22 protein-coding genes and 3 tRNA genes are annotated in these 23,459 nt (G+C 35.2%); 2 read left to right on the top strand and 23 right to left on the bottom strand.

Annotation, left to right across the window (positions count from 1 at the left end; all coding sequences use genetic code 11):
* Window positions 1–209: 209 nt before the first annotated feature.
* The 22 genes from BUA89_RS19405 to BUA89_RS19300 form a co-directional block, all read right to left on the bottom strand.
* Entirely contained in the window at window positions 210–686 is a 477-nt protein-coding gene (locus BUA89_RS19405; protein ID WP_072962590.1) for a hypothetical protein, read from the bottom strand.
* Window positions 683–1,651: a heme-binding domain-containing protein gene (locus tag BUA89_RS19400; RefSeq protein WP_072962587.1), complete on the bottom strand. Its 969-nt coding sequence runs from the start codon at window positions 1,649–1,651 to the stop codon at window positions 683–685. The genes BUA89_RS19405 and BUA89_RS19400 overlap by 4 nt, the downstream gene beginning before the upstream one ends.
* Before the next feature lie 663 nt (window positions 1,652–2,314).
* Window positions 2,315–2,388, bottom strand: a tRNA-Asp gene (locus BUA89_RS19395).
* A gap of 32 nt (window positions 2,389–2,420) precedes the next feature.
* Window positions 2,421–2,494, bottom strand: a tRNA-Asp gene (locus tag BUA89_RS19390).
* 35 nt (window positions 2,495–2,529) lie between these two features.
* Window positions 2,530–2,603: transfer RNA gene (locus BUA89_RS19385), tRNA-Asp, on the bottom strand.
* Between the two features lie 145 nt (window positions 2,604–2,748).
* Complete coding sequence (gene trxA, locus BUA89_RS19380) at window positions 2,749–3,063, bottom strand: thioredoxin (RefSeq protein ID WP_072962583.1); 315 nt, start codon at window positions 3,061–3,063, stop codon at window positions 2,749–2,751.
* 84 nt (window positions 3,064–3,147) lie between these two features.
* On the bottom strand, window positions 3,148–4,323 hold the full coding sequence (locus BUA89_RS19375) for a cysteine desulfurase family protein (protein ID WP_072962580.1): 1,176 nt from the start codon (window positions 4,321–4,323) through the stop codon (window positions 3,148–3,150).
* Between the two features lie 117 nt (window positions 4,324–4,440).
* Window positions 4,441–5,028, bottom strand: a complete 588-nt coding sequence (locus tag BUA89_RS19370; RefSeq protein WP_072962577.1) for an HAD-IB family hydrolase — start codon at window positions 5,026–5,028, stop codon at window positions 4,441–4,443.
* A gap of 5 nt (window positions 5,029–5,033) precedes the next feature.
* The gene (locus tag BUA89_RS19365) at window positions 5,034–5,759 is read right to left on the bottom strand and encodes an SDR family NAD(P)-dependent oxidoreductase (RefSeq protein WP_072962575.1); all 726 of its coding nucleotides are present in this window, start codon (window positions 5,757–5,759) and stop codon (window positions 5,034–5,036) included.
* 5 nt (window positions 5,760–5,764) lie between these two features.
* Window positions 5,765–7,081 carry an FAD-binding oxidoreductase gene (locus BUA89_RS19360; protein WP_072962572.1) on the bottom strand — a complete coding sequence of 439 codons (1,317 nt, stop codon included), beginning with the start codon at window positions 7,079–7,081 and terminating at the stop codon, window positions 5,765–5,767.
* A complete protein-coding gene (locus tag BUA89_RS19355) occupies window positions 7,078–7,965 on the bottom strand; it encodes a decaprenyl-phosphate phosphoribosyltransferase (protein ID WP_072962569.1) in 888 nt (295 codons plus the stop codon). Before BUA89_RS19355 ends, BUA89_RS19360 begins: the two co-directional genes overlap by 4 nt.
* A gap of 106 nt (window positions 7,966–8,071) precedes the next feature.
* Window positions 8,072–8,761, bottom strand: a complete 690-nt coding sequence (locus BUA89_RS19350; RefSeq protein WP_072962566.1) for a YiaD family glycine zipper/OmpA-like lipoprotein — start codon at window positions 8,759–8,761, stop codon at window positions 8,072–8,074.
* A 22-nt stretch (window positions 8,762–8,783) separates the two neighbouring features.
* On the bottom strand, window positions 8,784–9,278 hold the full coding sequence (locus tag BUA89_RS19345) for a lipocalin family protein (RefSeq protein ID WP_072962560.1): 495 nt from the start codon (window positions 9,276–9,278) through the stop codon (window positions 8,784–8,786).
* Window positions 9,279–9,404: 126 nt separating this feature from the next.
* The gene (locus tag BUA89_RS19340) at window positions 9,405–11,081 is read right to left on the bottom strand and encodes a S8 family serine peptidase (protein WP_072962555.1); all 1,677 of its coding nucleotides are present in this window, start codon (window positions 11,079–11,081) and stop codon (window positions 9,405–9,407) included.
* 1 nt (window position 11,082) lies between these two features.
* Entirely contained in the window at window positions 11,083–11,706 is a 624-nt protein-coding gene (locus BUA89_RS19335; protein ID WP_378128054.1) for a WbqC family protein, read from the bottom strand.
* A 60-nt stretch (window positions 11,707–11,766) separates the two neighbouring features.
* Window positions 11,767–13,419 (bottom strand): signal peptidase I, encoded by a 1,653-nt coding sequence (lepB, locus tag BUA89_RS19330; RefSeq protein ID WP_072962551.1) that lies wholly within the window; start codon window positions 13,417–13,419, stop codon window positions 11,767–11,769.
* A 112-nt stretch (window positions 13,420–13,531) separates the two neighbouring features.
* Window positions 13,532–14,233: a 4-hydroxy-tetrahydrodipicolinate reductase gene (gene dapB / locus BUA89_RS19325; protein ID WP_072962548.1), complete on the bottom strand. Its 702-nt coding sequence runs from the start codon at window positions 14,231–14,233 to the stop codon at window positions 13,532–13,534.
* Window positions 14,234–14,418: 185 nt separating this feature from the next.
* Window positions 14,419–15,069 (bottom strand): DUF5683 domain-containing protein, encoded by a 651-nt coding sequence (locus BUA89_RS19320; RefSeq protein WP_072962544.1) that lies wholly within the window; start codon window positions 15,067–15,069, stop codon window positions 14,419–14,421.
* Complete coding sequence (locus tag BUA89_RS19315) at window positions 15,070–15,960, bottom strand: ParB/RepB/Spo0J family partition protein (RefSeq protein ID WP_072962541.1); 891 nt, start codon at window positions 15,958–15,960, stop codon at window positions 15,070–15,072. It lies immediately after the preceding gene.
* Between the two features lie 35 nt (window positions 15,961–15,995).
* Entirely contained in the window at window positions 15,996–16,769 is a 774-nt protein-coding gene (locus tag BUA89_RS19310; protein WP_072962538.1) for a ParA family protein, read from the bottom strand.
* 164 nt (window positions 16,770–16,933) lie between these two features.
* Complete coding sequence (locus tag BUA89_RS19305) at window positions 16,934–17,770, bottom strand: energy transducer TonB (RefSeq protein WP_143152405.1); 837 nt, start codon at window positions 17,768–17,770, stop codon at window positions 16,934–16,936.
* A 478-nt stretch (window positions 17,771–18,248) separates the two neighbouring features.
* Window positions 18,249–19,535, bottom strand: coding sequence for an adenylosuccinate synthase (locus tag BUA89_RS19300; protein WP_072962527.1), 1,287 nt, complete (start codon window positions 19,533–19,535; stop codon window positions 18,249–18,251).
* Window positions 19,536–19,709: 174 nt separating this feature from the next.
* On the opposite strand from BUA89_RS19300, the gene BUA89_RS19295 reads away from it, so the two are divergent.
* Window positions 19,710–20,915 carry a DUF262 domain-containing protein gene (locus BUA89_RS19295; protein ID WP_083531741.1) on the top strand — a complete coding sequence of 402 codons (1,206 nt, stop codon included), beginning with the start codon at window positions 19,710–19,712 and terminating at the stop codon, window positions 20,913–20,915.
* A complete protein-coding gene (locus tag BUA89_RS19290) occupies window positions 20,908–21,507 on the top strand; it encodes a HEPN domain-containing protein (RefSeq protein WP_072962514.1) in 600 nt (199 codons plus the stop codon). The genes BUA89_RS19295 and BUA89_RS19290 overlap by 8 nt, the downstream gene beginning before the upstream one ends.
* Window positions 21,508–21,549: 42 nt before the next feature.
* On the opposite strand, the gene abc-f is transcribed toward BUA89_RS19290, so the two are convergent.
* The gene (gene abc-f, locus BUA89_RS19285; protein ID WP_072962511.1) at window positions 21,550–23,139 is read right to left on the bottom strand and encodes a ribosomal protection-like ABC-F family protein; all 1,590 of its coding nucleotides are present in this window, start codon (window positions 23,137–23,139) and stop codon (window positions 21,550–21,552) included.
* Window positions 23,140–23,459: the final 320 nt, after the last annotated feature.

Here is a 23,459-nt window from a genome sequence, read left to right as displayed (position 1 = left end):
AAAAGTATAGTGTATTACAACATAATCCTTTGTATTTTTGCCAATATTTCAATATGAGTTGAATTTTAGACCATATAAAATCAAAAGGTATTAACACAGATTTTAGGTAAAAAGTTAGTTTAAAAAACACAAACCATGAAAGCTCATATATAAACTAATCAGTAATACCGTCGCTCGTGACGGTATTTTTTTATTTAAGATTACAAATATTATGGAGAAACCGCCATCTTCTGGGAAGTGATCAATTCTTTCCTTGTATTTTCAAAAGCGACATCCTTTTTTATTTTTTTTAAAGGCTTTCCCTGAAATATTTCATAGACAGCTTCATTATTATTTCCAAACGTAATTTTTTCCACAGATTCAATCTCTTTGGGAACGTTTGCTCCAAACCATAACTCGTCTGCTTTCTGTTTCCAGGTAACTTCGTAAAGTATTGCATTTTGAGGATATGCTGAATTAAAATTTTTCTGAGCATACTGAAAAGCCTCATCATTTCCATATAAGGTTGACATCGTGCTTTCTTTTGGCTGGATAGATGATGTCATAGGATGCATCAATAAAGGATTTTCTTTAAGCTCATCATTTTGTTGAACAGAAGCCTTGATATTGATCAGTTGCTTAGAATTTTCTTTACAGGAATTCATCAGAATAAAAGCAAAGATGAAATACAAACTATAATTTTTCATTTGGTCTGAATTTTTTTAAGTTGAGAAATTAAATACAAAGGCGACGTAAAAACATAATCCTGATTCGCTACAGGCTGATGACATTCAATACAATCCTTATCAAAATCCGCTGTCTCACCATAAGGCTTCAGATTATTTCCTTTCCATCTTCCCCATCCCCAACCTTTGGTCTGTTTATATTTTTCAGCATCTTTTACCATAAATTCCACCTGAATAAATTCTCCGGTTGACACACTTCCATCCTTTTGTACATGCTGGTTCCATGCTGTTTTTGCAAAAATACTTCCATCCGGCCAGGGATTCGTTTTACGCTTCTGAATCGCTTTTACCGCCACATCATTTCCGAAAATAATTCGCATTGTTCCGTTATCAAAGCGGTCGGTTGTGCTGATGGCCTTCCAGTTTCTATAATCCGGAATATATTGCAACCTGTTTGGTGCAGGCTTAATGTGAGGATTTTTCAATTCTCCGTTGATCCATGAATTATATTGTTTCTCTGCACTTTGTAATTGAGCGTCATCCGAAATTTTTCTTGGAGCAATTGACAAAGCATAATTTTTCAAAATATTAATTTGATCTTCATTCAATTTTGCTGAAGAATGCACCGCCGCATAACTCGGAATCGGCATTTCTCCAGACAATACTTTGTTAATGGCATAATAGATCGTAGAATTTTGCTGCGGTTTCGGCCACGAATTCCATTTTGAAAAATCCAGCGCTGCCCTTCCCTCTTTGATGTGGGAATTGACGAGAAAATTGGCAGGTGTAATTTTGTCATACCATCGAAGATTCACTTCCGAAGAATGACAGTCGAAACATGAATTTCGCAGAATCGTATTCACCGCATTCGGAACATTGGCAAGGTCTTGTGTTTTTGTTCCGTGATCGATTTTTTCAGGGCGAAAAAACTGTAACCCGATGAATCCCACAAGCAAAACCAAGATCAGTTTATTTATATTTTTCATGAGAGATGAATTTTATCCTTTATTTTAAATCCTGAATCAAAAGTATGGACAATCAATGCTTTATCTTATAAATTTATGAATAAAAGGTGAAAATCTGTCTGTAAAAGCAAATATTTCCTTTTAAATAATTATCTATTTTTCAATTAAATTAGAGCATACTTTCTTTTCATGAAAAAATTCAATCTTTATACAATCACTTTTTGGGCTGTATTTGGTTATTTATTAATCAGTTATTTTTCAATTCATACGATTCTTGTTTACGACAAAATAAATTAAAATTGGCGGTAAAACCTGAAAGTGAGGAGACGATATTGATAAGTAAAAATAAGGTGGCAGAATTTAAGAAATGGCTTGAACAGTAATTTAGTGAACTTAAGGAAAAGTATTGAGGGCTAAAATAGTGACCTTTTTTCCCTACAGATTGATTGATCAGATTGTCACAGATGATAATGCCTATTTTTTATAACCACGAAACACGAATTTTAAAGAATCTAACTATAAATGTTGAATGGATATTTAAAATAGCTTTTATTTAATTCCCATTTCTGTTCTTGTTTCTAAACTTTTTGCATAGTCCCCAGGTTTGAGACTGATCCAAAAAAACCTCGTTTTATCAGAGGGTTGTAAACAAAAAAAGTCTTCTAAAATTTAGAAGACTTTTTGCGATCCGGACGGGACTCGAACCCGCGACCTCCGCCGTGACAGGGCGGCATTCTAACCAGCTGAACTACCGGATCAATTTTTTTTAAAGAAATTGAGAAAACTTCTGCGATCCGGACGGGACTCGAACCCGCGACCTCCGCCGTGACAGGGCGGCATTCTAACCAGCTGAACTACCGGATCAATTTTTTTTTAAAGGTAAATTGAGAAAACTTCTGCGATCCGGACGGGACTCGAACCCGCGACCTCCGCCGTGACAGGGCGGCATTCTAACCAGCTGAACTACCGGATCAAATTTTTAAATTGTTATCTTTAAGTAAAGAACTTCGTTTCTTTTTTGTGATGGCAAAAGTACAACTTTTTTCGTTACCTGCAAATTTATTTCAAAAAAAATGCCTTCCAAAAACGGAAAGCATTCATTATCAAAATTATTATTTTTATAAGTGTGCGCTTAATTTCTCAGCGATCACTTCTTTTGGAGCTACTCCAACGATTTTATCAACAACCTCTCCGCCCTTAAAAATTAGAACTGTAGGAATATTTCTGATACCATATTGCATAGAAATTTCCTGGTTGTTGTCTACATCTACCTTTCCTACTACAGCTTTTCCTTCAAAGTCTGTTGCCACTTCTTCAATGATTGGTCCTAAAGTTCTACAAGGTCCGCACCATACTGCCCAAAAATCTACCAATACCGGTTTGTCTGATTTTAAAACCTCCTGAAATGAGCTATCTGTAATTTCTAAAGCCATTTTGTTTCTTTTATTTTTAATTAATATTCTTCTTTAATGATCCCTTATTTGGATACTCAAAATTACGCTTTTTGAGTAATAAGACTATCTATGCTCAACATTTGTATTTTCTATAACGAAATCTTTTGAAATTTCTTTCAAAGCCGTTACCAAAGCGTCAATATCCTCTTTTGTTGTTAAATGACTGAATGAAATACGGAGCGGTGTACAATGGTCCATTTCATCTTCAGATAAAACCATCATCATGACCATTGAAGGCTTAGAAGCACCCGATGAACACGCACTTCCCTGGGAAATGGCAATTCCTTTCATATCAAGCTGAAGTCCGATCAAAGGGTTTTTATACGGCAATAAAGCACTTAAAACCGTGTAAAGACTGTTTTCTTTTTCAGAACTTCTTCCATTAAATTTTATCCCTGGAATTTCAGCCGAAAGCCTTTCTGCAGCATAATTTTTAATCTCCTGCATATGGCTGGTATAAGCTTCAAGATTATTAAGCGAAAGCTCCAATGCTTTACCTAAGCCTACGATTCCGGCAACATTTTCAGTGCCTGCTCTTAAGCTTCTTTCCTGAGGTCCTCCGGTAATGATTCCCTTTAAACCACTCGATTTTCTGATAAAAGCAAAACCAACTCCTTTTGGCCCATGGAATTTATGAGCACTGCAAGATGCAAAGTCCACCTGAATATCGGAGAAATCCAAATCCATGTGAGCCATTGTCTGTACAGTGTCTGAATGGAAAAGTGCATTATTTTCTTTGCACAATTCTGCAATCTTTTTTATATCATAAATATTTCCGATCTCGTTGTTTACGTGCATTAAGCTCACCAACGTTTTCTTATCGGAAGATTTTAATAATTCTTCTAATTTATGAAGATCTATATCTCCTTTTTCGTTCGGACGGATATAGTTCACTTCTACGCCTTTTCTGGCCTTCATATCAAGAATACTTTCGGAAACACATTTGTGTTCCAAAGGAGAACTGATTATTCTTTCAACCCCAAGATGTTCAACAGCGGATTTGATGATCATGTTGTTGGATTCTGTACCGCAAGAGGTGAAAATAATTTCAGCGGGCGTTACGTGAAGATAATCTGCCACCTGTCTTCTTACATTTTCGATAAGAATCTTGGCTTCCTGTCCGAAGCTGTGCGTTGAAGACGGATTCCCGAAATTCATTTTCATGGTACCAACCATTGCATCGATAACTTCGTCTGCAAGAGGCGTTGTAGCAGCGTTATCTAAGTATATTTTATTCATTTTTACTGTGAATATATTAGTTTCTACGGAATATGTAAACGTGCAAAAATGCATAAAATTATTGATACATGAAAAATCAAAGCATCTTTTTCATTCTTACATTTTTACCTTTCAAAATTAGTGAAAAAATTGGTAATGACCTTCATTTGCCCATTTCAGCATTGGCCTGTCGCCGGAAGTATCTCCAAAAGCAATAATTTTATCGTATTTAATATCATTAATCTCTGCCTGAATTCTTTCTAATTTTTCTTTTCCGTTGCAGTTCTTTCCGATGAAATTTCCCGTGAAAACACCGTTCTTAAACTCAGCTTTCGTGGAAACCAGCTTCATCTGAAAAGCATCAGCGAAAGGTTTAGCCCAAATATCAAGTGAGGCTGTTACCAATAGACTTTTCGTATGATCTCTATCTATATTTTGAATAAAGTCAAGAGCATTTTCCCTAACAATTTTAGGATAATGTTCTTCAAAAAACTGTTTGGATTTTTTCTCGATTTTCTCCTGAGTCTGTCCTTTAAGAATAGATCCTATGAAACTTTTCTTCACCTTTTCGGTTTCGGCAAGTTTTAGCTTTAATAAGATAAAAAGCGGAACATGTTTTATAAACTGTAATCGGAATTTTGTAGGATCATAAAATTTAAGATACATGAACATGGTATCTTTATAAGTCAGAGTGCCGTCAAAATCAAAACAATACAATTTTTTCATTCCACTTAAAGCTTTAATTTTTTAAATATAAATTCAGGAATATTCCTGATAATCATCATGATAACTCCCCAAATCGGCAAAACGTACACTACATTTTTCTGCTTTTTATAAGCTTTGAAAATACAAGCCGCTGCCTGTTTAGGAGTTGCTGTTAATTTCGGATTTAATGGTAAACCTTCTGTCATTTTGGTCGCCATAAATCCTGGTTTTACGGTAATAACGTGAACTTTTTTATCAAAAAGATAATTTCTTAATCCACTTAAATAGGCTGTAAAAGCCGCTTTTGCACTTCCATAAATAAAATTACTTTGTCTTCCACGGTCTCCCGCTACAGATGACAGACCAATAATTGTTCCCGATCTTCTGCTTTCGAATTTCTGGGCAAAATAATTCATTACAGGAACTAATTTTGAGTAATTGATATCAATAATTCTCTCCGTATTTTTATTGTCATACAAGCCTTCTTCCGTACCTTCACCCAAATATCCCGTTGCACAGAATAACAGATTCGAATTGATATTTTCAAACTGGTTATAATCAATATCCTTCATCAGATCAAGCTCTATAACCTCTGTTTGCTGAAGAAATTTCACATCAATATGCCTTGCAAATCTTTCGGTCGTTTCTCTGCTGGAGGTAAAAAGATAGATTTTTTCAAACTTCTCCCCTTTCTGTAATGCTTCTTCCACAAAAGCCTGTGCTACTTCCGATGTACTTCCTAAAACGATCATTTGTGCTAAATATTATTTAAAATTCTTTTATGCTGCAAAGAAACAAATTTTGAACTTTGAACATTTTTAAGATAATTGGTTAAAGATGATCTGCTCATGCTGTCTTTGGTAAGATAAATTTTTCCGTTGTACTGCTCCACGATATCATCCAGCTGATCGATCAGTTTCTTCAATTTTGAATTGACTTTGAAATCCAGTGCCAAAGAATACCCCTCAAACGGGAACGAATTGTAGGCTTCCGGATTTTCTTTGCCGTAAAGCTTTAAAACCGCCAAAAAAGAGCCGTTTCCACTGTTGGCAATTGTTTCCAGAATCTTTTTCATTCCTTCTTTTCCGGTTTCTTTCGGGATCATCATCTGATATTGTATAAATCCTGATTTCCCGTAAATTTTATTCCAGTTGTGAACAAAATCTAATGGATAAAAGAAAGTTTCATAATCTGTAAAATTCTTAACTTCTTTTTTCGACTGTTTTTTATAATAAAGAAAATTAAAAATCTTTACCGTTAAAGCATTCAGAACAAACCCGGGGAAATAAAAAGGAACAGTAGGCTCAAATTTTTTCTTTAAACGTAAAGGTTTTTCTTTAAATTTCTGAGGTAGCTCGTGTTGAAAAGCATGCTCTCCTCTCATTAGGATACTTCTTCCGATGTTTTGCCCTTTCTGAAGGCAGTCGATCCAGGCAACCGTATAGGTCCAACTTTCACTTTCCTCGAATAGCCTGAAAATTTCATCAAGGTTTTCAGCTTTGATGCTTTCCTGACGAATATAGGCGGATTCTATGTTTTTTAATTTAAATTTTGCAGTTAATATAATTCCTGTCAACCCCATTCCACCGATAGTAGCCCAGAATTTATCAGAATTTTCTTCTCTTGAGCAATTGATAATTTCACCGTTTTCGGTCATCAGTTTAAACTCAATCACATATTCTGAAAAGCAGCCTTCTGCGTGATGATTTTTACCATGAACATCGGAAGCAATCGCACCGCCGACAGAAACGAATTTCGTTCCCGGAGTGACATACAGAAAATATCCTTGCGGGACAGAAATTTCAAGCACATCGGAAAGTAAAACGCCCGATTCACATTCAATAATCCCGTTCAGACGGTCAAAACTGATGAATTTATTTAATTTTTTTGTTGAAAATATATGTTCTCCCAATGAAGAATCTCCGTAGCATCTTCCGTTACCTCTGGCAATGACTTCATTATGATTTAATACAAATTCTTTAATTTTTTTGAAGCTGTCTTCAGACTTCATTTCCTTTTCCACTATGGGAAAATTACCCCAATTGGTAACTTTCTGTATAAAATTCGGCTTCATTTTTTAAAATAAATTTGAATTAGAAATGCAGCCACCCATAACAATAAGGTAACCTGAATATATCGGTCTCTGTAAACGATTTTTGTAGGGGATTCTGTTCTGTTGTACACCAACGTTTGCTGAAGATACCTTAAAAAGGCAAAAACTACGAAGATCACCGTATAAAAAACTCTTGAGTGAAATCTTGCCTGAACTTCAGGCGACAATGTAAACATTAAGTAACATATAATGGCCAATGTTACGGAAATTGAGAGTGCAATATCTGCAAACTGAACATTATACCCATCGAGAGCTTTCCTTGTTTTCCCGGAAACCTGTGCATTGATCAGTTCTCCGCGTCTTTTCCCGATCGCCAATACTAAGGCTAATACGAAAGTCAGTAAGATCGCCCACTGTGAAATGCCTATTCCGGTAATATATCCTCCTGCGAGTACTCTTAAGACAAACCCCACTGCAATGATCGAAATATCAATAATCGGAACGTGTTTCAGCTTAAAAGTATAGGCAAGGTTCATGACGAAATAAAATCCTACAATGGTTGCAAACTTCCATAAAGACTGCTGAAAATAAGTCTGAGCAAAGAATACCAGTGCAATATCGGCAGCAATTAAGCCAATAAAAATACCAATCGCCTGTGGCTTTGAAATGGCACCACTTGCCAAAGGTCTTCTTCTTTTTTCGGGATGCTGTTTATCTGCCTCGATGTCGTTGTAGTCGTTTAAAATATAAACCACACTCGCCGCCAACGAGAAGATAATAAACGCAAAAATACTTTTGGTAAGTAAATCAAGATTCTTGATATTACCAGAGAAAAACAGAGGAACAAAAACAAACAGGTTTTTCACCCATTGCTCCACGCGGAGCAGCTTAAAATATTTCTTCATTTATGTTATTTCAAATGCAAAAATAATGATTTCAAAATATCCACCATAAAAATACAAAAATAACCGCAATAGCGGTTATTTACGAAAATATTTATATGTTAATTAATTATTGCCCCTGTTGAGCATCATTAATCATTTTTTCATTTGCAGTGATGGCAAACTCTACTCTTCTGTTTTTAGCTCTTCCTTCATCGGTATCGTTTGTTGCAACCGGCATAGCCTCACCTTCACCTTTTGCAAACAATCTGCTGGAAGCAATACCTTTACCCGATAAATAAGATTTTACGGCATTGGCTCTTCTTTCTGATAAACTTAAGTTATAAGAATCTGAACCTTTGCTATCTGTATGTCCGTAGATATTAATGTTTGTGTCAGGGTTATTGGTAAGAACCTGAGCTAATTTATCTAAATTTGTTTTTGCTGTTGAAGTAAGTGCAGAAGAATCAAAATCAAAGTTGACGATACTTTCATTCAACGTAATTTTAATACCGTCCCCTACTCTTTCTACCTGAGCTCCAGGAAGCGTTTCTTTAATTTCTTTGGCTTGTTTATCCATTTTATTACCGATCACATTACCGGCCACTCCCCCTATAATTCCTCCTAAAACTGCTCCGATAGCACCATTTCCACCTTTTCCTACATTATTCCCAAGGATACCTCCAAGCACTGCTCCGGAAGCAGCCCCTACAGCGGTACCTCTCTGCTGATGATTGGAATTCTGGACAGCTTCGCAACTTGTAAGCAGCAGAGCCGATGATAAGAAAAGAGCTCCTAAATATGTTTTTGTAAATTTCATCTTTTTATATTTTTTTAATTAATTATTTCATTCCTGTTCTTTCAAAGTTGTAAACAACTCTTACATTTTCTCCGTCAAAAGGAATGTTTTGTTCAAGCGAGAACTGATCTGTAGTCTGGTTGGTCAGTGTTAAAGTATATCCTGCCGTATTCTGTTTAGCCTTTGTACCGTCAGCAATTTTTTTGAAATTAAAAGTATTTCCGCTTACCACATCCACTTTGATAGGCTGTGTAAATCCGCCCCCACATGTTCCACCTCCATTCAACGTGTAGGCACCAGTCCAGTTATTAGGAATTAATCTCCAATGGCTTCCTACAAAACACTGTGCATCCACACCATCATCAAATGGCTTGATTTTGAAATTTTTATCATAATCGATGCTTACAATCTGCCAGTCACCTTTCATTTTAAGGAATTCTGATCTTTGATTCTGGGCTGTTTTTGCGTTATTAACGGCGGAACAAGAGACTGCAAAAAGCGCTGTTCCCAACATCCCTGCAAATAGTAACTTTTTCATTTTTGTTGTTTATTATTTTGTTACAATAAAGTTACAAAAAACCATGCCAAAATTGAAAAATAAAAACAAAAAAAGTCCGAAAATTTCGGACTTTATACGTTTCTTCCTAAATTACAGGAAGATATATTACTTTTTAACAGCCTTTTTTACGGATTTTTCAGCCTTCTTCGCAGAACCTGCTTTTCCGTTGTAAAAGTTTGCATAAGCATATTCTGCTGCTTTTTTAAGATCAATCACCCCACCAGCCTGAGAATAATCTCCAAACTGATTCGTTGTGCTTGCATTACTAGACTTCACCAAAGATTCAATAATCTGAGCCGGAGTCAGAGTCGGCATATATGCCAATAAAACAGCCGCGGCACCTGCTACAACCGGAGAAGCCATTGAAGTTCCCTGTAAATATTTGTATTCATTATGAGGAACGGTAGAATAGATTTCTTCACCCGGTGCGAAAACATTCACCATTTTTTTGTTATAGTTAGAGAAGCTTGCTCTCAAGGCATCATTTTTATTGGTGCTTGCTCCTACTACTAAGACGTTATCAACAAATGGTTTTTCGTCTGTTACATTTTTAAAGTTTGTAGGATATGCTAAATGTTCTGCAACATCTTCATTTTCATTACCCGCAGCTTTTACCAAAAGAACTCCTTTGTCCTGAGCATATTTAAAGGCGTCCCAAACTACATTTTTACCTGGAGAAACCGGCTTACCAAAGCTCATGTTCAAAACTTTAGCACCATTATCTACGGCATATCTTATCGCGTTGGCAACATCTTTATCTCTTTCATCACCGTTTGGAACCGTTCTTACAGCCATAATTTTAGCCACTTTAGAAGCGACACCGTATTGAATTTCTTTTCCTTGCGGCAAACCTGCGATGATACCTGCAACGTGAGTTCCGTGCTCCGCATCTGTTCCCTCATAATGATTATTCCCATAATTTTTTTCAGAATAATCATCATAGTTATCGCCTACGATTTCTTTTCTCGGATCATAGTCCAGATTATACTGCTTTTCCTGAGGACCGAAATAATCTAAGGCTTCTTTGATCTGATCCTTCATTAACTTTTCAAATTCGGCAGCAGACTTCCCTTTAAATTCAGGGCTTTGTGAAACCTGGCCCAATACCTGAACTGCCATTGCTTCCTGCTGTCCGGTAGGTTTTATTGCAGCTACATTTTCAGGGGTTAAGGCTTTTCCGTTCAATAATCTTACCATCGTAGGAATAGCATCATTGATCATTGTATATGTCTGGAAACCCTGTCTTGCTTCCATACTTTTCTTTGTGAAAAGATCCTTAGCTTTCATATACATTGCAAACTCCTCAGGCATTTTAGCTTGATTCGCTTTGTTTTTTGTAGAGTCTTCTCCTTCGAAAATCGGCTTATATTTGGCAACCACTCTTGTTACTTCCATATTATCGATACCAATATCTGCATTTTTACCCCCTATAAAATTCCACCCGTGGATATCGTCAATATATCCGTTTCCGTCATCATCTTTTCCGTTGTTTGGAACTTCGTTCGGGTTTGTCCAGATATTTTTTGCCAATCCGGGGTGATCTACCTGAACACCGCTATCCAAAACCCCAACTACAACAGTTTTCGGCTTAAGACCTTTAGATTCTAAAAATTTATATGCATTCTCTGTATTTACACCATAAACTTTTGAAGTACCAAAATCTTTATGATACCAAGTCATAAGATCTTTATCCTCTTTCGGATCAACACCGGCTTTTGCTTCCTGGGCATTAGAGAATCCGAATCCCATTAAAAAAACAGCAGCTAATAATACCTTTTTCATGTTAGTATGATTGTTTAATATTTTTAATATATGTCAACGATTCCGGTCCTTTGTTACAAATTAAGTCTAAAATAGATAAATCATTTAAAAACCCGAGCTTATCCGAAAATGTCTGATAATATTCATCCATTTCAAATTCTGAAGGATTTTTTGCTGAAAATTTATCCCTGAAATTAATTTCTTCCGGAATTTTGATATATTCTTCATTCAAAGAGCATGCCTTTTCTGTTTTTAAAATCTGCTGAACGATTTCAAGCGCTTTCAGATTAAAATCTAATACATATTTTTCCTTCAGATCAAATATCTTTCTGAATTTATCTTCATAAAATTCAAAATACGGAGAACTTTGATAAGCAGTTTTAATAGATTTCCAATGAAGATTTCTCCAGTCTTCGCGATGAGAAATCTCTATATCTTTAAACGCTCTGCTTCCGTTATGAGCAATAGGAATGATTAATGATAACTTCCCGTTTGCACCGTAAATATTAGCTCTGTTTCTATAAGTCTGCTTAGGAAAACTTTCGAACTGTTCAAATAAAATCTCGCTTTCAGCATCTAAAAAAACCGAAAACCATGAAATAGGCGGTAAATAAAATACCGGTAATAATACATTCTTCATATTCATAATGCAAAAATGAAGCATTTTTTCAAATACTTCATTTTATTTCAAATTTATTTAATTTTATTAATCGTCTTCAGTTTTTTTCTTTCTGAATAATTTCACGAAATATTCCCAACCGAAGAACAAGATAAGAATCATTGCTGCAATCCACCAGTAAGAAGTTTTGTTGGCTTCTCCCGTATTGGTTGCCTTAAACATTCTGTCCCAACGGATTTTGAATGGTGCCTGATAAGAAGAACTTGCATCCGAGAAAGCCCCTTGTACACTCATCCATGTAAACATTGGTTTTCCAACGATATTTTCTTCAGGAACGAATCCAAAGAATCTCGCATCCAAAGACGCATCTCTGTTGTCTCCCACCATCATATAATAATCCTGCTGAATTGTATACTGGTTGGTCTCTTTTCCGTTGATGAAAATTTTCCCGTTTTTATTTTCTAAACTGTTGTGCTCGTATTCAGAAATAATCCACTGATACATTGGAAGAGATTCCTGATTAATAGTAACAACATCACCTTTTTTAGGAATTCTAAGCGGGCCATACCAATCCTGATTCCAAGGTTTGTTGATCGGGAAAATAGATTGTGTAGTATCAATACTTTTCGTGTAAGCAGATTTATCGGCGTTTAATTTATAAGAAATTGTTGCTGAATCTTTTGGATAAATATTTTCTTCCATGCTTACAACATTCGGTAAAGCTTTGATTTCTTTAGCCGTTTTATCTGTAAGACCTTGGAACATGTATACAAATCCTTTGTCTCCCTGCATTTCTCTTACAGGCAAGAATCCGTAAGTATTATATAAACTTGGAATATCCAATTGAGTTCCTGTATTTACTGTGTAAGCATGCTGAACTTCCTGGTCGCCAAGAACTGTCTCGGGTTTTCCGTTTACAAAAAGTCTTCCTGCCCTCATTTCAAAGGTATCACCTGCCGCAGCCACACATCTTTTTACATAAGGATCTTTTCTGTCGATCGCCGTATGTACGGAATCCTGAGGATAGTTGAAAACAACGACATCATTTTTCTGAGGCTTATTGAATTGTAAAATTCTTGAATATGGCAATTTCACTCCATCAACATAAGATTTCGGGTCATCTTTAGGATTTCCTTTTTCTCCGGTATCCATGATTGTTCCTTGTAAGAAAGGAATCGCCAAAGGGCGCATCGGAAGTCTGTATCCGTAGCTCCACTTGTTTACAAAAAGGAAATCACCAACCAATAAAGTTCTTTCCATAGATCCTGTAGGAATACCGAAAGGCTGTGTTACGAAAACGTGAATAATAGTTGCAAAAACAACTGCAAAAGTAATTGATCCCAGGAAAGAATCTTTCTTTTTTGCATTTTTTTCTTCGTCTGTTAAAAATAAATCGTTCTCATCTTCTAACTCTACATCTTTTCCATAGTTTACCGTTGCCATATAAATGAACGGAAGAATTACCGTAAGAAGCTGATCCTTGAAAAGCGTTTTACCGAATTTTTTCATTAAATACAAATGAAAAACAGACATCATAATCGGTCCCACGATCGGCAGATACGATAAAATCGCCCACCATCTCGGATGTTTTGTTTCCTTTAAAATAATGAAATAATTGTAAAAAGGGATAAATGCGAATAACGGACTATACCCTAATTTCTTAAACAGCTTCCAAGTGGAAATCCCCATCAATACTGATAAAATAAGGACATAAACTGTATACGTTAAAAAATAATTCATAAATTTTTGTGCCTAATCTATAATATGTGTAATTGGTAGTGAGCAATGAGTAATATTTTAATGCTCGCTATTTTTTACAATTAGTTCGCAATGTAGGGATTTTGTTACAAAATTAAAGCCCCAAAACATCCTGCATTGTGAAATTTCCTTTTTTATCTTTAATCCATTCCGCCGCAACAACTGCTCCTAATGCAAAACCGTTTCGGTTGAAAGCCGTGTGTTTGATTTCAATTTCGTCCACTTCGCTTCTATAAAACACACTATGAGTCCCCGGAACTTCATCTTCACGGATTGCAAAGATTCCCAATTGATTCCCCTGGGTTTCTTCTAATTTCCAGGCATCGAATTTTGGATTGTGTTTAAAGATTCCTTCTGCAATTGAAATCGCTGTTCCACTCGGAGCATCTAATTTGTGAATGTGATGAATTTCCTCTAGCTGACAAGAATATTCATCCACATTTTTCATTAAATCTGCTAATTTTTCGTTTAAAGCAAAAAATAAGTTCACGCCTAAACTAAAGTTTGAGCCATATAAAAAAGCCGTCTGATTTTCAACAGCCAGTTTTTCGATCTCGGGTTTCTTCTCCAGCCAGCCTGTTGTTCCGCAAATTACAGGAACTTTATTTTCAAGACAAGTTTTGATGTTTTCGTAAGCAACTTCCGGCAAAGAAAATTCAATGACAACATCGGGATTATTAAGGTTTTCAGCAGTTGGGGTTTCTTTTAACCGGGCTACAATTTCATGTCCTCTTTTTGTGGCAATTTCGTCGATAATTTTGCCCATTTTCCCGTAACCAACTAATGCTATTTTCATATTTTATTTGTTTGTCTGCTTTTTTTTAACAGCCTAAATTTTTATTTAAATTCCGTTTTATTTTTTAACGCAAAGATCGCAAAGGTTTTTTCTTGACTACTAAACGTTTTTAAGATCGCAAAGGCGTTTCACTTAACAAAGTCCGCAATGATTTGGGAAAACAGAATTCATTATTAATTATTATTTTAAAATCTATAACTTAAACTTAAACCCGTTTTGGGTGGAGTCAATCCATATTGATCCTGAACGACTGTTGGGCTGAATGACAAGTCCGGATCGTGGCGGCTTTCATATAAATGTGCATCTACCACAGCATCTACAATGTTTAAAATATAAATCAGCCCTGTAATAGCAATAGCATAATCTCTTTGCCTTTTTGAACGATCCTGTGCATTCCCCAAGGCTACTTTATCCAGCCACGGATGGTCGTCAACAAATTCGTTCGGGGTTCCGTTAAGCTTGGCAATATAATATTCTCTGTATTTCTTATACTGATTATCATTCCAGATTGCAATACCAACTCCAGCTCCTACTGCTCCCCAGACAATCGGGGCTTTCCAGTATTTTTTATTGTAAATCTGACCTAATCCCGGCAATACAGCAGAATACAATCCTGCTTTTGTAGGATTAAGTTTTAAGGTTTTCCTTATCGGTCCGTTCGCTTTTTCAAGATCTGAAACAATTTTTGCTTCAGTCTTCGGTTTTGCCGTATTATTTTTTTCCACAGATACGCTGTCTTTCGGATGATATTCTACCCGAATGGTATCATTAGGATTCACTTGTGAGTATACTAATGCAAACAGACACAGAAAAAATGTGAAAAGTATTTTTTTCATTTATTTAATATGAGATAAAATATATTCCAGTTCTTCTTCATTTTTGAAGTCCAGAACAATTTTACCTTTTTTACCGGTTCCGGAAGTTTTAATTTCCACTTTTACATCTAAAATATCGGCTATCGTTTTTTGTGCTCTCTTATAATTGTTAGAAAGCTCTGCTTTTGCTCTTTTGGCAGCAGGTGATTTCGGATTTTTCAAAGCTGTTGCAGCCTGCTCTGCCTGACGAACATTCAGTTTTTCTTTAATAATTAAATCAAATAAAATCTGCTGATGTTCTTCACTTTCCAAACTGATAATTGCTCTCCCATGCCCCGCAGAAATCTCACCACTTCTGATGGCATTCTGAATATCCGGATTTAACCTCAATAATCTGATAGAGTTGGTAATGGTACTTCTGTCCTTCCCTACTCTCTGGCTCAGATTTTCCTGAGTAAGACCGATCTCTTCCATCAATCTTTGGTATGTTAATGCAATTTCAATCGCATCAAGATCTTCTCTTTGGATATTTTCAACAAGAGCCATTTCCAAGAGCTCCTGATCATTTACCAAACGGATGTAAGAAGGAATAGACTCCAGGCCGGCAATTTTACTTGCCCTGAAACGTCTTTCCCCCGATATAATTTCAAACTTTTCACCATCTTTTCTTAGAGTAATCGGCTGGATTACACCTAGGTTTTTGATAGATGATGCAAGTTCGTTTAATGCTTTTTCGTCAAAATAAGTTCTTGGCTGTGTGGGATTCGGATAAATATCTTCTAAAGCAATCTCTACAATATTCCCTACAAATTTATCTGCTCCTTCGTCGGTAGCAGAGTTGATTGTTGCTTTGGATTCGGCACTTAAAATAGCACCTAAACCACGTCCCATCGCTCTTTTTTTGTCCTTCATATATTGTTTTTAGCTTTTCGCTCGGTATAGGCTTTTTAATTCTTTACTAACTTCTCATTCTTCAGCAAAACTTCTTCTGCCAGCTGAATATACTGCACTGCTCCTTTACTTTCTGCATCGTAATTCAGGATACTTTCTCCAAAGCTTGGGGCTTCACTCAATCTTACATTTCTGCTGATAATGGTTTCAAAAACCATCTCCGGGAAATGAGAATTTACTTCTTCTACCACCTGATTTGACAATCTCAATCTGCTGTCGTACATCGTAAGAAGTAATCCTTCGATATCAAGATCTTTGTTGTGAATTTTCTGAACATTTTTAATAGTATTCAATAATTTTCCTAGACCTTCCAATGCAAAATATTCGCACTGAATCGGGATAATAACTGAATCTGCCGCTGTAAGGGCATTTACTGTGATAAGACCTAGACTCGGAGCACAGTCTATAATGATATAATCGTAATCGTTTTTCACTGAATCCAATGCTTTTTTCAGCATGTATTCTCTATTTTCCTTGTCAACAAGTTCAATTTCTGCTGCAACAAGATCGATATGTGACGGAACAATATCCAGGTTCGGAGTAGCTGTTCTCTTAATACAGCTTCTCGTATCGATACTGTGTTCCAATAAATTATATGTTGAATACCTAACATCCTCTACCCCTAATCCGGAAGTAGCATTAGCCTGAGGATCCGCGTCTATAATTAATATCCTTTTCTCTAATACCCCTAATGCTGCAGCTAAATTTACAGCTGTTGTGGTCTTCCCAACTCCTCCCTTTTGATTAGCGATACCAATGATTTTTCCCATTACTTGAACTTTAATGTTCAAAAATACACTTTTTTCTTTGCTCTCAATGAATCAAGAAAACTAAAATTGAGTTAAAATACTGTTAATAAGAATCTTATCTATAAAAAAAATTATCCACAAAAAAAATTCTTTGTGGATAAGTATTCAAGATTTGTTTTTATCTATTAATTATCAAACTTCATTGAGATTGGAAATTTGAAAGCACTTCTTACGGATTCACCTTGTTTATTTTTTCCAGGAGTCCATTTTCCTTTTGCAGATATCGTTTTTATTGTTCTGATTGCCTCGTTATTAAAGTCTGCGTCTGCACCATTTGCTTTAATCCCAGAGATTGTTCCGTCGATTTCAACAATAAACGTAATGGTTGTTTTCATAACATCGCCCGAATCAAAACCAGAGCCATCGAAAGTATTCATTACCTTATTTCTGAAAGATTCAATTCCTCCATTAAAACTAGCTTCTGCGCTCAATTCTGTTTCAACTTTCTGTTTATCAATAGGTTGAGGAATTACTTTTGGAAGAACTGTATTAATTACAGGGCCCGTACCAATTGTTGCGGATGCAGGAACATACGTTGGTGTTGTAATCTCTTTTCCATTAGAAGTCTCAACACCCGAAACAGCATTGATCTTTTCTTCAGGAGTAGCTACCTTCTTCTCGTTAGTTACAATCTTTTTAGGTTCAGGCAATCTATCATCAATTGTCTTTACCTTTTCGGGAGCAACCTGAGGTTTTACTTGTACTGGTGGATCTTTTTCAAAAGTTTGTACCTCATGAATAATTCTTGTACCATCATCAAAAGTATCTTTAATTATTGGATCTGCTTTAAAAGCATTAATTAAAACCGGCGCCAAAGATATACTGGCCAATAGACTTACTCCTACAAAAAATGCTTTGGTGAGCATTCTATCCGCTTCATTTCTTAAAGCATAAGCACCATATTCTTTGTTGCGGTGCTCGAAAAGGACTTCATTAAATCGAAATTCTTGATTTTGATGCATGTGTTTCATCACTAAAAAATATTTAAACTGTTAAATTGAAATTATTATTTTTCACACTTGTTATCGATAAGCAATGTTTTGATATCAAAATATTTGCCAAAAAATTATTAAAATGTTAATATTTTCAATTTTAACATATCAATTCTTAAAATTGATTATAAAAATATTGAGATGAAGTTAATGAATGGCTATTTTGTTTATTATTATTTCCTGTTTGAAATAACAGACGAAAACCCTTAGCCCCGATTGCAACGGCATCCTTTTGCGGAGCGAAGCGGAGCAAAAGATATAGTGGAAAGCGGGAAATAGCTTCTGAAAAGAAAGGAAGTTGGAGGATGGATGCTGGAAGCTTACATGATTGAGAATAATAGTTGTTGGTTGATAGTTTTTGGATTGCTTCGTTGCTTTCGCTCCTCGCAATGACAAAAAAAGAGACCGCCAAAATTGACAGTCTCTTTTAAATTATTTAAAATATTCCTTAGAATAATTCTTTTCTGATAATGTTCTGGCTTCTTTCCGGACCTACAGAAACTAAGTAAACGTTGATTCCCAAATACTTTTCGATAAACTCGATGTATTTCTGAGCGGTATCAGGAAGTTCATCGTAGCTTCTTGCTTTTGTAATGTCTTCTTTCCAACCTGGAAGATCTTGATAGATTGGCTCGTAGTTGTACAATTTTTCTGTTGAAGAAGTGAAGTAATCGATAATTTTTCCGTCTTCAGTTTTGTAATGTGTTACAACTTTTAAGTTTTCAATTCCTGTAAGAACGTCTAATTTCGTAATTACTAAGTTATTGATCCCGTTAATCATACAAGCGTGCTTCAAAGAAACAAGGTCTAACCAACCTGTTCTTCTTGGTCTGCCTGTCGTCGCTCCGAATTCACCACCGATCTGTCTGATGCTTTCTCCTAATTCGTTGTCTAATTCTGATGGGAAAGGTCCGTTACCCACTCTTGTACAATATGCTTTTGCAACACCGATAAGGTTCTGTAATGAAGTTGGTGGAACTCCTGCTCCTGTACAAACTCCTCCGGTTGACGGAGAAGATGAAGTTACGTATGGATATGTTCCGAAGTCAATATCAAGCATTAAAGCCTGCGCTCCTTCGAATAAAACGTTTTTACCGTCTCTGATTGCTTCGTTTAATTCCAGTTCCGTATCAACGATTCTGTCCTGAAGCTGTTTTCCGATTTCTAAATATTCGTTGTAAATTTCTTCAACGTCTAATGTCGGTTTTCCGTAATATTTTTCAAAAAGAGAATTCTTAATTTTCAAGTTTTTCTCGATTTTGTCTCTTAAAATTTCAGGATTCAGAAGGTCGATCATTCTGATACCCACTCTTGCAATTTTATCTTCATAGCAAGGTCCGATCCCTTTTTTCGTCGTTCCGATCTGCGTTCCTCCGTGCTCTTCTTCACGGTAAGTATCCAAAAGAATGTGGTAAGGCATGATGACATGCGCTCTTCTGCTGATGAAAATGTGGTCAGTTTTCAAGCCTTTGCTCTCGATCTGATTCACCTCCTTAATGAAAGATTTAGGATTTACCACTACTCCGTTGGCAATGATACACTTCCCTTTGCACTGAAGAACTCCCGATGGAAGAAGGTGCAAAACGAATTTCTCTTCACCTACATAAACCGTGTGACCAGCGTTGTCCCCACCCTGGAAACGTACAACGTAATCCGATTTTGCCGATAAAACATCCGTGATTTTTCCTTTACCTTCATCTCCATACTGAAGACCTACAACTACGTAAGTTGACATATTTTACTTTTATTTTAGATTCATGCAAAATTACTTTTAAAAAATTGGGTGGGCAAATTTGTGGTGGATTTTATTTTTGGGTGGGGTGGAAATCATGTGGTTGAGATTGTCTATTAAAATTTTTTCAGTTTTTCATTATATATAATATTAATATATTTGAATAAAATAAAAATAATGCCACAAAATATTACTTTAGAAGAGTTTGATATAGAAAATGAAGATGATTTACTTCAGAACATAGATTCCTTTGATCAAGCTGTTATTTGGGGAACTGATTGGACAACAGAGACCATAAACAATCAATTAAATAGAAAAAACATAGATTTATTTCCAAAATTTCAAAGGAGAGATGCATGGTCAATTACAGCTAAAAGTAAGTTTATAGAATCATTAATTCTAGGGCTTCCAATACCTCAAATAATATTAGCTGAGAAAAAAGATGAAAAAGGAAAATATATTGTTATTGATGGTAAACAACGTTTACTAACAATTAAACAATTTTTCTCAAAAGAAAATGATGACTTTACACCTATTAAGTTAAAAGGGCTAGATATCCTACAATCACTCAATCGGAAAGACTATAGCGATATCGAAAATGATGCTGAATTAAATCAAATACTAAATCAATTACAAAATCAAACGATTAGAACTACAGTTATAAAAAATTGGCCAAATGAAGATTTTTTATTTACAGTATTTCTAAGATTAAATACGGGTAGTATTAAATTAAGCCCTCAGGAATTGAGACAAGCATTACACCCAGGATTGTTCATCGATTTTACTGACGATTTTTCTATAAATAGTCAACCTATTAAAAGAGTTTTAGGAATTACTCGTCCTGATTATAGAATGCGTGATGTTGAATTAGTCATACGATATTTTAGTTTCAAATATTTTATAACAAATTATGAAGGTAATTTAAAAAAAGCTTTTGACTCTACTGTAAAAATACTCAATGAAAATTGGCATAATAGAGAAGACGAAATTATTGAGGACGCAGAGAATCTTAATACAGCTATTAATCTAACTTTTGATATTTTTGGAGAAAAAGAAGCCTTTAGCAAATGGGCAAATCAGAAGTTTCAAAATAATTTTAACAGAGCAATTTTTGATATAATGGTTTATTATTTTAGTAATAATGAAATATATGAAATAGCTATGACTAAAAAAGAAGAAATAAAAAATGCATTTATAGCTTTATGTGAAAATAATAGAGCTTTTGTTAGTTCATTTGAACACACTACAAAGAGCTTGCAAAACACAAATATAAGACTTACAATATGGGGAAAGAAATTATCTGAAATTTTAGAATTAACAATTGATATTCCTACTTTAAATAATGAAAATAGGTTTGAATTAATTAACTATACTCATGGCTAAATCACGAAGATTAAAACAGCTTGAGTCTAGAATATTATTTTTGGAAAGGGAAATTTTACCTCCTACAAAAATACATGGTAATTATACAAAAAAAGAACAAGATTTAATTAAAAGTTTCATACTATTATCACATGCTGAAATTGAAGCATTTATAGAAGATATAGCAAAAGAAAAAATTCAAAACTCAATCAGGCTTTGGAATTCAGGAAGAAATAAAAGCCATTGCTTAAAGAGTGTTTTAGCTTTTATTGGACATGAAATAAATTTTGATAATGATTCTAATTCAAAGCAGTTATCATATAGAATAAATAAAATTGTTGTTCATTATTTAAATGCAGTTATTGATAAAAACCATGGTGTGAAGGAATCTAATATTTTAAAAGTATTATTACCTTTAGGTATTGAATTAAGTCAAATTGATACAACTTGGTTAAATACTATGGACTCTTTTGGAGCAACTAGAGGTTTATTCGCTCATGCATCAAACAGAGTACATACTGCGGTTGATAGAAATACTATTTTGAATTTAATAAAAATACAAATATTACCGGAATTAAGTAATATTGACAATTTGGTAAAACAATTAAAATAAATAACCAACCTTTACCTAGTACGGTAAAGGTTGGTTATTATTTTACCTTAACAAAACCTCACTCCAATCTCCAATCTCCTCCAAAAACACCCCATCATGCGAAATCACCACCAAAGTTCCATGATAATCCTTAATAGAATTCGTCAGAATTTCCACATTTTGGAGGTCTAAATTATTCGTCGGTTCATCAAGAATAATCATATCGGGCGCTTTATTGCTAATAGAAAGTCCACACAGAAGAAGCCGCAAACGTTCTCCACCACTAAGAACATCGCATTTTTTGTCCCAGGTTTCCTTTCCGAATAAAAATCTTGACAATAAAGTTTTCACTTCAGATTCCTGCAATGCATTATCGTTGAATTGTTGGGCAAAATCATAAACCGTCGCATTTTTATCAATCAAAGAATATTCCTGATCAATATAAATCGTCTGAAAATCCGATCTCGAAATGGTTCCGACTGACGGCTGCAAATCTCCCAACAACAGCTTAATCAAAGTCGTTTTTCCCGAACCGTTCGAACCTTTAATTGAAATTCTGTCACCACTTCGGATTTCAAGATTGAGGTTTTCTTTCCAAAGATTTTCTTCATTATATTTAAAATTAATTTCCTCCGCCGAAATCAAAATTTTCCCCGAATGCAGATTCGAATCATTAAAATTCACCTTCATCTGATCCGCATTTCTCACCGACGAACGCAAATCCCTCAAATCCCCGGAAATATCATTGATTTTCTCAGCATGAACAGACTTTAATTTTGAAGAATTTTTCTCGGCATTATTCCGTAACGTATTTATCATAATTCTCGCTACACCCGATTTTTCCTGCTTTCCTTTTCCTCGCGCATCTAGTTTTTGCTTTCGTTCCAACGTTTCTCTTTCCTTTTCTTTCGCCTTTTTCAGAGCTCGTTCCTTGGAATGAATATCGTTTTGCAAGGCTTCATTTTCAATTTCTTTTTGTTCGGCATAAAAATCATAATTTCCGCCATACGTCGAAATTCCCTGATTGCTCAATTCGAAAATTGTATCGACCAAATTCAGTAAAGTACGATCGTGACTGACGATTACAACAGTTGAACTCGTTTTTTCAATAAAATCATACAACAGATTCCGACCTTCCAAATCGAGATGATTCGTCGGTTCGTCCAGCAAAATAATTTCCGGCTGATTGATTTGAATTCCGGCAAGGAAAACCTTTGTTTTTTGTCCGCCACTCAGGCTTTCCAATTTTTGATTTAATTCCAAATTTTCAAGTTTCCAGTATCGTAAAGCATTTTGACAACGTTCTTCGATGTCCCAATCGTCATTTAGTGTTTCAAAATAAATTTCATCCACTTCTCCATTCGTAATTTTTTGAAGCGCTTCGAGTTTTTTATCGATTTTTAAGCATTCCGCGACCGTGAGATCATTAAAATTCCCAAACATTTGAGGAACATAAAATAAATCACCCTGAATATTGACGTTGCCTTCTAAAGGTTCCATTTCATTCGCCATGATTTTCAGCAGGGTGGATTTTCCCATGCCGTTGCTTCCGACCAAAGCCGATTTTGAGTTTGATTGTATCGTTAAATTAATTGAATTAAATAGTAGATTCCCCGCTGGGAACCCAAAGGATATATTGTGTAAAAAAAACATGATTTCTTTCTGTAATTAAAGTTAAAACTGCAATAACTTCGATCGTTATTGTCTAAAAAATCTGAAAGAAACTGTATCCTACATCCTGATGTTTTGGGTTTTGTGAGTCGCAAAGATAGTGATTTTTTATATTTCAAAAATTTATGACACCAAATTTGTCATTTTGACGAAGGAGAAATCTATTATCTTCAATTATATAAACTTCCGATATTTAGCTTTCATTTTCCTTTCTTTTTTAGGAGCCTTTTCCAGCTTTCCGCTGTATCTTTTGGGGTACGGCTTCCACTTCGTTCCAGCCGTACCCCAAAAGGATGTCGCTT

Origin of the sequence: Chryseobacterium arachidis (assembly GCF_900129245.1) — a bacterium.
GTDB lineage: Bacteria > Bacteroidota > Bacteroidia > Flavobacteriales > Weeksellaceae > Chryseobacterium > Chryseobacterium arachidis.
The sequence above is the reverse complement of the archived record's forward strand: the minus strand, read 5'-3'. Positions and strand labels throughout refer to the sequence as shown.